Source organism: Thermococcus sp. (assembly GCF_015523185.1).
In the GTDB taxonomy this organism is placed as follows: Archaea; Methanobacteriota_B; Thermococci; order Thermococcales; family Thermococcaceae; genus Thermococcus.
Genome location: NZ_WAKV01000004.1, coordinates 1 through 12,171 on the forward strand (window position 1 = coordinate 1; position 12,171 = coordinate 12,171).

The 12,171-nt window shown below is 51.7% G+C and carries 14 protein-coding genes and 1 tRNA gene; 7 read left to right on the forward strand and 8 right to left on the reverse strand.

Going from position 1 to position 12,171, the window contains the following annotated elements:
- Positions 1-315 (forward strand): DUF835 domain-containing protein (locus F7B33_RS00110; protein WP_297072421.1); only part of this gene is annotated, 315 nt, incomplete at its 5' end.
- On the opposite strand, the gene F7B33_RS00115 is transcribed toward F7B33_RS00110, so the two are convergent.
- The gene (locus tag F7B33_RS00115) at positions 308-1,483 is read right to left on the reverse strand and encodes a CBS domain-containing protein (protein ID WP_297065337.1); all 1,176 of its coding nucleotides are present in this window, start codon (positions 1,481-1,483) and stop codon (positions 308-310) included. The two genes, F7B33_RS00110 and F7B33_RS00115, sit on opposite strands and share 8 nt — an antisense overlap.
- 135 nt (positions 1,484-1,618) lie before the next feature.
- On the opposite strand from F7B33_RS00115, the gene F7B33_RS00120 reads away from it, so the two are divergent.
- Positions 1,619-1,705, forward strand: a tRNA-Ser gene (locus tag F7B33_RS00120).
- 112 nt (positions 1,706-1,817) lie between these two features.
- On the opposite strand, the gene map is transcribed toward F7B33_RS00120, so the two are convergent.
- Positions 1,818-2,705 (reverse strand): type II methionyl aminopeptidase, encoded by an 888-nt coding sequence (gene map, locus F7B33_RS00125; protein ID WP_297072424.1) that lies wholly within the window; start codon positions 2,703-2,705, stop codon positions 1,818-1,820.
- Positions 2,706-2,795: 90 nt separating this feature from the next.
- Between map and F7B33_RS00130 the strand changes: the two genes are divergently transcribed.
- Together F7B33_RS00130 and F7B33_RS00135 are read left to right on the forward strand one after the other, a co-directional pair.
- On the forward strand, positions 2,796-4,274 hold the full coding sequence (locus F7B33_RS00130) for a TrkH family potassium uptake protein (RefSeq protein ID WP_297072427.1): 1,479 nt from the start codon (positions 2,796-2,798) through the stop codon (positions 4,272-4,274).
- Positions 4,271-5,104, forward strand: coding sequence for an ATP-binding cassette domain-containing protein (locus F7B33_RS00135; RefSeq protein ID WP_297072429.1), 834 nt, complete (start codon positions 4,271-4,273; stop codon positions 5,102-5,104). Before F7B33_RS00130 ends, F7B33_RS00135 begins: the two co-directional genes overlap by 4 nt.
- Here the strand turns inward: F7B33_RS00135 and F7B33_RS00140 are convergent.
- From F7B33_RS00140 to hjc, 6 genes are all read right to left on the reverse strand, one after another.
- On the reverse strand, positions 5,007-5,858 hold the full coding sequence (locus F7B33_RS00140) for a hypothetical protein (RefSeq protein ID WP_297072432.1): 852 nt from the start codon (positions 5,856-5,858) through the stop codon (positions 5,007-5,009). The two genes, F7B33_RS00135 and F7B33_RS00140, sit on opposite strands and share 98 nt — an antisense overlap.
- The gene (cyaB, locus tag F7B33_RS00145; protein ID WP_297063927.1) at positions 5,859-6,395 is read right to left on the reverse strand and encodes a class IV adenylate cyclase; all 537 of its coding nucleotides are present in this window, start codon (positions 6,393-6,395) and stop codon (positions 5,859-5,861) included.
- Positions 6,392-6,955 (reverse strand): archaemetzincin family Zn-dependent metalloprotease, encoded by a 564-nt coding sequence (locus F7B33_RS00150; RefSeq protein ID WP_297072434.1) that lies wholly within the window; start codon positions 6,953-6,955, stop codon positions 6,392-6,394. Before F7B33_RS00150 ends, cyaB begins: the two co-directional genes overlap by 4 nt.
- Before the next feature lie 46 nt (positions 6,956-7,001).
- Positions 7,002-8,042 carry a lysyl aminopeptidase gene (locus tag F7B33_RS00155; RefSeq protein WP_297063922.1) on the reverse strand — a complete coding sequence of 347 codons (1,041 nt, stop codon included), beginning with the start codon at positions 8,040-8,042 and terminating at the stop codon, positions 7,002-7,004.
- Between the two features lie 73 nt (positions 8,043-8,115).
- Positions 8,116-9,651, reverse strand: coding sequence for a hypothetical protein (locus tag F7B33_RS00160; RefSeq protein WP_297072436.1), 1,536 nt, complete (start codon positions 9,649-9,651; stop codon positions 8,116-8,118).
- Positions 9,641-10,039 (reverse strand): Holliday junction resolvase Hjc, encoded by a 399-nt coding sequence (gene hjc / locus F7B33_RS00165; protein ID WP_297063917.1) that lies wholly within the window; start codon positions 10,037-10,039, stop codon positions 9,641-9,643. Before hjc ends, F7B33_RS00160 begins: the two co-directional genes overlap by 11 nt.
- 71 nt (positions 10,040-10,110) lie before the next feature.
- On the opposite strand from hjc, the gene F7B33_RS00170 reads away from it, so the two are divergent.
- From F7B33_RS00170 to F7B33_RS00180, 3 genes are read left to right on the forward strand one after another with little or no spacing between them, the layout of a single operon-like run.
- The gene (locus F7B33_RS00170; RefSeq protein ID WP_297063946.1) at positions 10,111-10,635 is read left to right on the forward strand and encodes a gamma carbonic anhydrase family protein; all 525 of its coding nucleotides are present in this window, start codon (positions 10,111-10,113) and stop codon (positions 10,633-10,635) included.
- Positions 10,636-10,640: 5 nt separating this feature from the next.
- A complete protein-coding gene (gene uppS, locus F7B33_RS00175) occupies positions 10,641-11,435 on the forward strand; it encodes a polyprenyl diphosphate synthase (RefSeq protein WP_297072499.1) in 795 nt (264 codons plus the stop codon).
- Between the two features lie 60 nt (positions 11,436-11,495).
- The gene (locus F7B33_RS00180; protein ID WP_297072501.1) at positions 11,496-12,170 is read left to right on the forward strand and encodes a TBP-interacting protein; all 675 of its coding nucleotides are present in this window, start codon (positions 11,496-11,498) and stop codon (positions 12,168-12,170) included.
- The last annotated feature ends 1 nt before the right edge of the window (position 12,171 follow it).

The window sequence follows — 12,171 nt, forward strand, 5'->3', positions numbered from 1 at the left end:
GTGTTCTGGATTACCCGCGCCAAGGAGGGTAAGCTTGAGGAGAAGCCCCTAATTTACGCGATAAGTCCAACGAAGATAGAGATACTCACCGATTTAATCGCCCGCGCGCTGGCACAGGGGTATAGAACGATATACGTCGAGGCCTTTGAGTACCTCATGCTCGAGAACGGCTTTGAAAACTCAATCAAGTTCCTTTTGAACCTCAAGGATCGCGTCGTTGCCGAGGGAGGAACCTTAGTACTTGTTATAAACCCGGAGGTTCTGAACGAAAAGCAGAGAAGAATAATAGAAAGGGAATTCGAGGAGTTTAGCTGAGACCGAGCTTCTCAAGGAAGCGCTTAGCGTAGCGCGTGTCCTTCTCAAGTTCCGCTTTCTGGAGGAGCTGCCTCTCTATTGCCCTCAGGGCGTCGTGGACTGCCTGTATCGCACCCCAGGTCTCGCCCGTTGCAACGAAGACGCCCCTGTCAGTAACAACCCTCATTCTGGCCTGGTAGAGGTGGACTCCCCTGAACTTCTCGGGAAAACGCCTTATGTAGAGGTATATTATGCCCTCCTGACCGAGCAGGTCCTCGTAGCCGTCAACGAAGCGCTTGATGTCCTCTATGATTCTCTCCCTGGTGAAGTCACTGAGGATTGAGGCGTCACCGCCGAGCTGGAGGTAGAACCTTGCCTCTTTTTCAGTCATCTTTGAAATCGGTAGGAGCAGGTCCTTGACCGTAAGGATACCAACGACTTTGTTGTTCTCGTTGACGACGACAAGACCATCTATATTGTTGTCTTTCATAGTCGCAACGGCTTCTCTGACTTTGGCATCGGGGAGAACTGTTATAACACCCCTAATCATCACATCCCGAAGGGGCATGCTGAAGGGGGGTATCTTCTCCCCAGCGAGTTCCCCTGCTTTGGTTCTGAAGCGCGGTTTTATGAAGCGCAGGATAAGGTCGTGGAGCGTTACAAGGCCTTCCAACCTACCTTCCTCGTTAACTACGGGAATCCTCGAGATTGCATGGTCGCGCATAGTTGCCAGGGCTTTGGCGACTGTATCGTCAGGCCGGAGTGTTATAACGTCCTTGGTCATGAACTCCTCCACTTTTTTCTTTCCAAAATCTGTCTCAGCGACCCTCTCAAGAACGGCTATATCGTTTATAACACCGATTATTTCAGCCTTCGACTCCCCAACAGGGAGTGAGCGGAGGTCAACCTCAATCATGAGCTTGGCGGCCTTGCTGAGGTCCTCATCAGGTTTCACAACGGGGGCTGGTCTGTAAACGTCCCTAACCTTCGCCTTGGTTGGGTCCCACTTGAGGTGGGAGCGTATAATTAAGTCTTGGGTGAGAACGCCTTTGTACAGATTTCCATCGAAGACGAGAATAAGGTCGGGGTCTTCCTTTTCGAAGATGCCAATTGCCTCAGAAAGGGGGGCATCTATGTCTATCTTCTGGAACCTGTCCGTCATTACCTCCTGCACCTGAATTCCGACCATTTCTGCCACCTCCTGCAATTTGTATATTGGTTTTCCTGGGATTTAAACCTTTGCAACCGGCGTTGTTTTAGTTAATCAAGGTTAATAAATCTTTCGCGGAAAGGTTTATAAACAGCTCAGTAAATCCAAGACCGCGCCGGGGTAGCCTAGTCCGGGAAGGCGCGGGACTCGAGATCCCGTGGGCGTCCGCCCGCCAGGGTTCAAATCCCTGCCCCGGCGCCAACTGCCGAGCCCGCAAGGGTTCCCCAGTCCCTTCCAAATTCTCCAAAATTTCAGAAATACAAGACCCAAGACGCTGTTCTAGATTTTCAGGCTAGAATCAAAGAAAAAGAGCTCAGGTAGTTATGTATGCACCGTCCTTCTCAACGATAACCGTGTGCTCGAACTGAGCGACCATGCCACCTCTAACTTCACGCAGTATCGGGTAGCTGTATATTGCTCCTGCTTTGTCGAGCTGGGCCAAGGCCATCTTCAGCTGTCCCTCCGGTAAAAACCCCTGCAACCAGCGGTAAGCAAAGGGAAGCGTTTTGTACTCCCGCTTTATATGTATCAAAAGCCTCCTAGCTTGGAGCATCCTTACAGGCCTGTCGCGGACGTACATGAAGATTAAGGCCGGCGGAACCTCTATTACCTGTCCTGCCCCCGTTGTTGCGAAGGGCTCTATCGCAAAAACGTCTCCCTCCCGGAGAACGTATGTATCCGCCTGCCTATAAACGTTGGGTATGCTAACTCCTGCATGAAGCTTGTAGCGCTCTACCTTATGTCCACTAAGGTTCACTATCGGGTTGAATCCCTTGCCCCGTATTGTCTCTTCAATAGCTTTCGCAACATCCCTCACCATTACACCCGCCCTAACGGTTGCTATCGCGTTCTCAAGGGCTTCTCTGGCCGCTTCCATCAGCTCATCTTCATCCATTCCAACGCGGAAGGTCAGGGCAGTGTCCGCTATGTAGCCGTCAACGTGGACGCCGAGGTCGAGCTTAAGGTAATCGCCCTCATGGAGAACGGTGTCGTCCCCCTTGTAGGGGGTGTAGTGGGCCGCAATCTCATTGAGCGAGAGGTTACAGGGAAATGCCGGTTTTCCGCCGAGTTCAACAATTCTCTTCTCAACGAACTCAGCTATGTCATAGAGCTTTTCACCGGGCTTGATGAGGTCTTTAACTTCCTCTTTGACCTTTCTGGCTATCTCGCCTGCCTTAATCAGGGCTTCTCTCTCGTCCACCTTTACCACCGACCCAACTGCCCTTAGGTTCCCCTTAAACTTTACGAAAAACCTTTTATTCCTGCCACCATTACGCGAAACGGTGAGCCGATGCTAGAATTCAGAAAGCGCATAAACGTCTCGGCAGACCTGTTCGTGGTAAGGAACCTTATAGGTTCAATACTCCAAGGAGTCGGACTCGCCTATCTGTTCCCGGTTCTTTTGGTGTGGTTCTATCCGAATCAAGCAGAATACGTGCCGTATTTTGCTATCCCTGGAATGGCCTGCATTCTCCTCGGGGCCTGGCTCAGCAGACACTCCAGTAAGGTTGAGGACGTGAATCTAAGGCAGGCAATGATTGCCGCCGCCTTTACGTGGCTCTTCGCTTCCTTTGTGAGCGTCGTTCCCTTCATGAATATAGCTCACATGAGCTTCGTTGATTCATACTTCGAGAGTATGAGCGCATGGACGGGAACGGGGCTAACCATGATGAGTCACCTCTCAAGTTACCCCAAGATACTCCTCTTCTGGCGCGCCTGGATGCAGTGGCTCGGTGGGATTGGAATAGTCCTTGTCGCCCTCTCAATTCTGATAAGACCGGGTGTCGCGGCGGCGAGGCTATACAAAGCCGAAGCGAGGAGCGAGAGGATTCTTCCAAACCTAATCAACACGTCAAAGGTGATATTTGAAATCTATCTAGTCCTTACCCTCGTCGGGTCTTACCTCTACTACATAAATGGCATGAACGTTTTTGATGCACTGACCCACGCCATGACTGGACTTGGGACGGGCGGTATGAGCACCCACGACCAGAGCATCGGCTTCTTCCACAGCCCTGCAATAAACGCCGTTACGATTTTTCTCATGATTATGGGTGCCGTTAATTTCACTGTTCACTACAGAATTTTCAAGAGCAAGTCCCTGAAACCTTTCTTTGACGACATTCAGGTTCGTTACATGTTCATCTTTTTAATCCCAGCCATAGCTATAATTGCCTACAGCCTCTACCAAGTGGGTGATTCAGTCGGACAGGCCCTCCAAGGGGCGGTGTTTCATGCGGTTTCGGCGATAAGCTGTACAGGTTTCCAGATAACGAGCCTCTCCAACTACCCTGAGGTTGCAAAGTTTATCCTGGCGATTCTTATGGTCATCGGCGGCGGAGCGGGAAGCACCGCGGGAGGAATAAAACTCATCCGCGTTACTCTGATGTACGAGAGCCTGAAGTGGACGATAGAGAGTGCAATCCTCCCGAGGGGGGCGGTTATAAAGAGGAAGGTCGGCAACTACGTCTTTACCGAGGAGGATATTCAGGAGGTCATGAGCTTCACAATGACGTATCTGGCATTCCTTCTTATAGGGACAATTTACACGATGCTCCGGGTTAAAACAAGCCTTGCCAATGCACTGTTTGAGGTCGCATCTGCTCAGGGCAACGTCGGGCTGAGCGTTGGCATAACATCTCCATCCATGCCCCTCGACCTTAAGGTCCTCTACATACTCCTCATGTGGATTGGAAGGCTCGAGATATTCTCAACGTTGGTTTTCATAATAAGCGTCTTCCTTCTGTTCCCGAAGGTGGGCAGGAAATGATTGAGATTAGGAACGTCACCTTTCACTACCTCCGCTCCACCAAACCGGCCCTAGATAGTGTTAGCCTTACTATTGGAGACAGGGAATTCATTGGAATCCTAGGGCCGAGTGGGAGCGGAAAGTCAACACTGGCCTTAACTCTTAACGGCATAATTCCAAATTCCATAAGGGGAACATTCTCGGGGGAGGTAATTATCAGAGACCCGAAAACTGGAAAGGTCTTCAAAACGACCGAAACGCCCGTTCCAAAGCTGTCAACACTCGTCGGCCTCGTCCTCCAGAACCCGGAGAGCCAGCTCTTCAATATGACAGTTGAGGATGAGGTGGCATTTGCACTCGAAAACCTCGGCCTTCCGAGAGAGGAGATTGCCAAAAGGGTCGAGTGGGCTCTAAAGGTTACCGGCCTTAAGGGACTGGAAGACGAGTTTCCTCCGAACCTTAGTGGGGGAGAAAAGCAGAGGCTCGCGATAGCATCGGTGATAGCGATGAAGCCAAGTCATCTGGTTCTTGACGAGCCAACGTCCCAGCTCGACCCGAGGGGCAAGAGGGAGGTTCTCGATGTCATAAAGAGACTCAACCGGGAGGGGACAACGGTTATTATAGTGGAGCACGACTCAAGGTTTCTCTTTAGAAATGCCGACAGGCTCGTGGTGTTGAGCGGTGGGAGAATTGTACTTCAGGGAGAACCGAGGAAGGTCGCGGAAAGGATAGAAGAGCTCGTTGAAATCGGCGTTAAGGTTCCTCACTCGCTTCTCCTTTCGAGGGCCCTCGGTCTTCCACCGGCCCTTTCTCCTGAGGAGTTTCCCTCGCCAACAACTCGGAGAGGCTGAGGGGCTCACCCAAAATTTCATGCCTTAGGTCGTAGAGCTTCAGCATGAGCTCGAACCTTGCATCCGGGTCCTCTATCCTCTCGGCAATCCTTATGGCCCACTCAACGAACTGGAGGGCTTTCTCGCGGTTTCTGGTTTTCTCGAACTCCGCAAGGTGGAAAAGCGCGACGGCCCGGTGGAAGTTGCTGGTTATATGGCCTATCACCGCCAAAGCCTTCTCCTCCTCGCCTCTCTCGTAAAGAACCTCGGCCAGGTAAACCAGAACAACGTCGAGCTTCTCCCTGTCCTTCACGAACTTCATGGCGTAGCCGGCCTTTGGAAAGAGGCCCGCGTTTATGAGGTTCATTATTATGTCCCTCAGTATGTCCGGATGCTCAAGGGCAAGGTTTATCGAGGCCTTAAGGGCGAAGTCGCCTTCCAGCTCGGCCCCGATGACGTAAAAGCCAAGGGCAAGTTCTCCGAGGAGAAGGGCCCTGTAACGTTCATTCTTTATGCCGTTGACGTATGGAACGAGGCTCTTTAGGAGTGGAACGAATCGTATCTCGGCGTTTTCTTCCGATTCCCTCATGCGGAGAATCTTCCTGAGAATCATCCTGACCGCTATTACAACGTTCTGCTCCCTTTCCAGTTCCTCTAGGAGCGCTATTGCCCCGGGAATGTCATCAACGAGCAGTCTGTCCTCTATCTCGGTGAGCACTTCGGTGTCCGGTCTTTTCTCCTTGATTACCCCGAAGAGTTCGTCAAGCTTTCCCATTCAGTCACCCTTCTCCAGGAGTAGCTCAAGGTAGGAGCGCCTCTCAAAGCGCGTAACTCCAAGCTCAAGCAGAATTTCCCTCAGCCTCTCCACAAGCTCGGGAACCTTGCTTTTGTCGTCTGTTATGGCCTCAATCTCTACAAACTTTCCAAGGCCCTCGACCTCATCGAGGGTAAGGGTTATGCCCCTCTCGACGTAGTATTTCTCCCGAACCTTCTCAACGGTTAGAACTTCCCTGAACCCGAGGGACTCCAGAATCCTCGCGTGGGCATCCGGGTCTTCAATCGGGACTTCAATCTCCTCCCGGGTCTTGGACCGGGGGTCAATTTTTGGCCCCTTATATGTCAGGAAAGCCTCGAAGTGGCCGTTGAAGCGCCTTACACGAATCCTCAGAGCCTCATCGGTTTTGGAAAAGTCCCTGCACGGATGCTGGTAGTAGGTGTCCTCATGATATTCCTTCCTTATAAACTTAAAGTTCTCCCTGACCTTCTCAAAGACATCATTATTACCATATCCCTTAACTTCAACCTCAATCATTTCAACACCCCCAGCTTTCTGAGATTCTCTATGAGTTTCCTTTCACATATGGGGCAGTAGAGAGGCCCCTTGACGTCGGTATCTACCAGGGAGTTCGAGAAGTGCATGACGCATTTAGGATTGGGGCAGTGAGGTAGGCCAAAGACGTGGCCGAGCTCGTGCATGACCTCTTTAACCGCCCTCCTAAGGAGCAAGTTTTCATCGGGTTCTAGGCTATAAAACTCGTTCCTAAGCCTGCGAACCGAGACAATGGCGCTTCTCAGCGAGGGGTTGGCGAGGCCGAAGATAAAGTTCAGGCCCTCCTCGTAGAGGTCAAGGTCGGTGATTCCCACAACGGCAATCGCTTCGAGTTTAGTGGCGAGTGACGAAAGCGTGGGCAGAAAGACCCGTCCGAGGTACTGGTTCCTCCTGGGGGTGAATGCTACCGAGAAGGGCTCGGCCGGCACTTCACCCACTTCTTCAACACTAATCCCAAAGCGGGAGTAGTAATCGCTTACGAATTGGACAATACCATCAATAAGCCACCTTTCAAGGGGGCCAATGGAAACGACCGCTATCATCTGGTCACCAAATAAAAGAGGGAAGAAAAGCCAATAAATCTTTCCATCACGGGGTCAGGTCCATTGGCCTAAGCTCCTCAAGGAGGTGCTTGGCGAGCTTTATCGTGAGGTCAATGTCCCTCAAATCGGCTGTCTCGACCTGGCTGTGCATGTACCTTATCGGTATGCTCAGCACAGCGGTTGCAACGCCCTCCCTGTTAATCTGCATTATGTTTGCATCAGTCCCCGTCGGCCTCGGACTGGCCTCTACCTGGAGTGGAATGTCGTACTTCTTGGCCACCTCATCGGCGAAGGCTCTCAGCTTGGGGTTGATGTTCGGACCAACGGCGTCCATAACGGGCCCACCGCCGAGCTTGGGAACGATTTTGCCTTTGTCGCCCACCTGCTTGGCGAAGGTGACGTCCATGGCTATACCTATCTCGGGGTCTATCGCGTAGGAAGCGACGCGAGCTCCGCGAAGGCCTACCTCTTCCTGGACGCTTGCAACAAAGTAGATATCTGCCTCGTGGTTTTCAAGGACCTTGGCAGTTTCAATCATCGCGTAGAGGCAAACTCGGTCGTCGAGGTAGGGAGTGGCTATTCTGTTCTCGCTGAGCTGGGTGAAGGCTGGAGCAAATTCACCGACGGTTCCGACGCGGAAGCCGAGCTCCTCAGCTTCCTCCCTGCTGTCAGCGCCCACATCTACGACGATGGTATCCCAGTCCGCAGCTTTCTTCCTGTCCTCGGGCTTCTGAAGGTGGGGCGGAATGTGGCCGACTACTCCAAAGCGCTCGCCCTTCTCGGTGAAGAAGCGAATTCTCTGGGCAACCAGCGTTCTCGGGTCAACTCCCCCAACCGGAACTATGTGGAGGTAGCCCTCCTTGTCTATGTGGTTCACCATGAGGCCTATTTTATCCATGTGTGCTGCGAGCATCACCTTCGGTTCTGAGCCCTTCTTGTGGGCTATGACGTTGCCGAGCTTGTCGACTTTAATCTCATCAACATAGTCCTTCAGTTCCTCAATTACAACGTCTCTAATTCCAAGGAACTCGAATCCAGAAACTCCCGGGGCCTCAACGATTTTCTTGAGCAGTTCGAGGTTCACCATGGACCTCGCCTCCTTTAGATTTTCGTCTTAATGTGTTCGGCCGGCTTAATAAGGTTTGCTAAAGAAAAGATGGTCACCCGAGAAGTGCCTGGAGGTAAGCCTCCTCACCCGGCTCGAGGTCGAGCTCCCAGATTAGTTTCCCGTTCTCAACCTTGGCATTGCCCTTTGTTGTTCTGACTTCAACGGCCTTAACCGGCCTCTCAACGCGGTAGTTCTCAAGGGGGCGGAGCCTGGGAGCCCGAACCTTAAGGAAGTAGTAGCGGTCAAGCGTTTCCTCCTGGATTATGGGATGAGCAAAGGCAAAGTAAGATGTTCCCGCAAGGACTATGCCTGAAAGGATTAAAATCAGCCCTAGATGGCTTGAACTTTTCGGTGTAGTCTCCGACGTACTAGGAGGAACCGGGATGGTCGTGTTGGATGGGGTCTGCGTCGGACTCGATGTCGTGGTTGGGGAGGGCTTTGGAACCGTCACAATTGCCTCGCCAGGAAGGTAGTGGTCGCTTTCGGCTTTGATGACGATGCTCCCGTATCCGGTTCTTTTCAAACTTATCACAGCAATCCCCGAGGAGTTAGTTACCTCGTAATCCGTGCCCAGTGGACCGGACGCAACAACCGTGACGTTTGGGACCGGAAGTCCAGAGGAATCAATGACCTGAACTATAATCGTCCCGTTGGAGACAGTTGGAGTCAGAATCAGTTTCTTGACATCAACAAAGGTCGTCACAATTTTCCCGTCGAGGTTCAGCGTTACCCTGTAAACTCCCGGTTTTGTAACTAGGTAGGAGACTTGGCCACTTGAGTCTGTTTCAAATGTGGCGTTATTAATTGAGACCTCTATCCCGGGAACCCCACCCGTTGAGTTGAAAACTCTGACGTAGATGGCACTGTCCATGAAGTAGACGTCATAGGAGAGTTTCCTCTGATAGACCTCGAAAGTCTTTGTAACCCTTTTATATTTGCCACCGAGGTTTGCCCAGAGCTCAACGGTGTAGTTGCCAATATCAGGGTGCTTGAGGACGATTGTCTTCTCCCAGACTTCCCCGGGGTTGAGGTAAGTGGAGTTCTCGTAGCTTTTGAGTATGACTCCACCACTCATCACCCTGTAACCTATGGAGCCGAGGAGAATCCCGTTGGACTTTGAAACGACCTTGAAGGTGATGGCAACATCGTGTCCGTATATATACCTTCTTCCGACCTCAACGGATAGTGAGTAGTCCGAGAGAACGCCAACAGATACGACAAACCTATCGCTTGAATAAACGTTTCCTGCCTTCGCAACGAGCGTGAGGTTGTACTCCCCCGGGGGAACATTGAGGACCCTTAGCGTGATTGTATCGTTCAAACTCTCCCCCGGTTCAATTGGAGTCCGTATTACCTTGACACTGTACTGAAAACCCTGCGCCGGACCGGTAACGTAGACTGTAACGTTGCTTATCGTCTCGTTGCCGAGGTTCGTCACCGAAAAGGGAACGACAACGGTGCTCCCGGGCAGAGCTGGAATCTCCTTGTTAAGAACCGTAACGCTCAGGAGTGGAGCTTCCTGGGATGAAACTTGATGGACAGTGAGCAAGGTAACGATTAACAGGATGATAAAAATTTTAACTTTCATCAGAAATCACCTCTTCGAGGGTTCTCTGCTTTCCGAGAAGGGAGTCCAGTGTCTGGAACTCGTCGTTCAAATCGAGACGGTAACTTTTCCCGCTTGACTTTAGGTTCCCGGGCAGATAGAACCTCCAGCCGACGTTTACGAATTTGACAGCGAGGATTGGTCTCCCTCCAAAGCGTTCCGCGAAGTAAACGAGCCTTTCAACGTCTTCTCTGGGGAGGTAAAGCCTCTCCGAGCGGGTGCTCTTGACCTCTATGCAGAGGTAATCCTTCCCGTTGCCGGCAACGAGGTCAACCCGGTGACTGCCGGCGGAACGAACGACGGCGAAACCGGCTTTCTCAAGCATCTTTATGAGCTCTCTTTCGGCACTGGCACCTCGCCTATATCTCATAGTCCTTTCCCCGCTAAATTTTCCCGGTTATCTTTATAAGTTCTCCCCGAGACTATAACCCGGTGGTGGGAATGACCGTTTACGAGTTCAACGGGAAGAAACCTAAAATTCATCCGACTGCTTTTGTTGATGAGAGCGCCTCCGTAATTGGCGACGTCGTTCTCGAAGAGAAGACAAGCGTCTGGCCATCCGCAGTTCTAAGGGGCGACATCGAACAGATTTACGTCGGCTGTTGCTCCAACGTTCAGGACAACGTGAGCATACACACCTCCCACAACCAGCCGACCAGGATAGGCAAGTACGTCACCATAGGCCACAACGCGGTCGTTCATGGGGCTGAGATAAGCGACTACGTCATCATAGGCATGGGGGCGGTAATCCTCGACGGGGCTAAGATAGGCAAGCACGTAGTTATAGGCGCTGGAGCCCTTGTCCCGCCGGGCAAGGAGATTCCCGACTACAGCCTCGTCATCGGCGTTCCGGGCAAGGTTGTCAGACAGCTAAGCGAAGAGGAAATCGAGTGGACAAAGAAGAACGCAGAAATCTACATGGAGCTTGCCGAGAAGCACCTTAAATCAAGGAAGAGGATTGAGTGAGGGTTATGATTTACAGGCTTCTCTCCCACGTCCCTCACATTATTTTCAAGCCCGCTTACGACCTGTACGAGAAGTACCTCCTTGAAAAGGTTAAATCCGGGAACATTCCCAAGCACGTTGCCATAATAATGGACGGCAACAGGAGATGGGCAAGGAAACTTGAAAAGCCCCCCTGGTATGGCCACTTCTTTGGCTCTAAAAAGCTTGAGGAAATCCTCGAATGGTGTCGCGAACTTGGAATAAGGACTCTCACGGTCTACGCCTTCTCCACCGAGAACTTCAAGAGAACACCTGAGGAAGTAAATGCCCTTATGAACCTCTTTGAGGAGAAGTTCAAGGAGCTCGTTAAGGACAAGAGGGTTCACAGGTACGGCATAAGGGTTAACGTCATCGGGAGGAAGGAGATGCTCCCCGAAAACGTTAGGAGAGCTGCAGAGGAAGCCGAGCGTGCAACGAGGAAGTACTCCAACTACACCCTCAACATAGCCCTGGCCTACGGGGGAAGGAGCGAGATTGCCGATGCCGTCAAGGAGATAGTCGAGGACGTTCTGGCCGGAAAGCTGAAGCCAGATGAGATAGACGAGGAACTGATAAAGCGTTACCTCTATTACCCAAACATGCCTGACCCGGACATAGTGATAAGAACAGGCGGTGAAGTCAGGATAAGCAACTTCCTCCTATACCAGATAGCCTACAGCGAGCTCTTCTTTGTTGACGTCTACTTTCCCGAGTTCAGGAAGATTGACTTCCTTCGAATCATACGCGAGTTCCAGAAGAGGCAGAGGCGCTTTGGACGGTAGTTTTTAAGCTTTTCCGCTAAAGCTTATTAACACCCGCGAGAACCTTCTCAGGTGGTGAGCATGTACAGTGAGCTGAGTCCCGGCGTTAAGAAGGTCTACACCCAGGTCCGCTACCTCGATGACTACCACTGGGAAATCGAGGGGAATACTATAATCGGAACCCACAAGAAGAGCAACGTGAAGGTTGTTATAGACGTCGCCAAGAACAGGGACGAGGCCGATTCATTGGCCGGAAAGGACGTCAATGGAATCCACATCGTGGCAATCCCCGACAAGGGCGTCTTCTACGTCAAGAACGGAAGCTTTGTCCTCACCTACCGCTACCTCAAAGCCACCCTCGCGGATATAAACGACCACATAGTTTGGGCCGGCTTTAAGGTCGCTGAGAGCGATGGGAAACTCGTTCAGGAGGACATCTACGAGTACCTCGGCGGTGCGCTGATAAACCACATAAAGGCCAACCTTCTAGCGGGTCAGGACTACATCTTCTGGCAGTTCTACAGGTGCGAGGAATGTGGAAAGTACGTTGACATTGAGAACCTCGAGAACCACCTCAAGGGACACGGTATAAAGCTCCACGAGAAAAGTGAGGAGCACTACGAGGTCTTTGAGCTCAACTTCAGGGACGGTAAGGTTTATGACAAGTTCGGCAAGGAAGTCAAACTCGACAAGTTCAGCGAAGAGGCAAGGGAGTTCTTGGCGGAGGTGTTCTCTGGGACGCCACATGGGGGGTGAG

Coding starts and splice junctions, on each gene's coding strand:
- F7B33_RS00115 (WP_297065337.1), bottom strand. CDS start 1,483: ATGGTCGGAATTCAGGTGCAGGAGGTAATGACGGACAGGTTCCAGAAG.
- F7B33_RS00150 (WP_297072434.1), bottom strand. CDS start 6,955: ATGATAGCGGTCGTTTCCATTGGCCCCCTTGAAAGGTGGCTTATTGAT.
- F7B33_RS00140 (WP_297072432.1), bottom strand. CDS start 5,858: ATGGGAAAGCTTGACGAACTCTTCGGGGTAATCAAGGAGAAAAGACCG.
- F7B33_RS00160 (WP_297072436.1), bottom strand. CDS start 9,651: ATGAAAGTTAAAATTTTTATCATCCTGTTAATCGTTACCTTGCTCACT.
- cyaB (WP_297063927.1), bottom strand. CDS start 6,395: ATGATTGAGGTTGAAGTTAAGGGATATGGTAATAATGATGTCTTTGAG.
- F7B33_RS00135 (WP_297072429.1), top strand. CDS start 4,271: ATGATTGAGATTAGGAACGTCACCTTTCACTACCTCCGCTCCACCAAA.
- F7B33_RS00155 (WP_297063922.1), bottom strand. CDS start 8,042: ATGGTGAACCTCGAACTGCTCAAGAAAATCGTTGAGGCCCCGGGAGTT.
- F7B33_RS00130 (WP_297072427.1), top strand. CDS start 2,796: ATGCTAGAATTCAGAAAGCGCATAAACGTCTCGGCAGACCTGTTCGTG.
- hjc (WP_297063917.1), bottom strand. CDS start 10,039: ATGAGATATAGGCGAGGTGCCAGTGCCGAAAGAGAGCTCATAAAGATG.
- F7B33_RS00180 (WP_297072501.1), top strand. CDS start 11,496: ATGTACAGTGAGCTGAGTCCCGGCGTTAAGAAGGTCTACACCCAGGTC.
- uppS (WP_297072499.1), top strand. CDS start 10,641: ATGATTTACAGGCTTCTCTCCCACGTCCCTCACATTATTTTCAAGCCC.
- F7B33_RS00170 (WP_297063946.1), top strand. CDS start 10,111: ATGACCGTTTACGAGTTCAACGGGAAGAAACCTAAAATTCATCCGACT.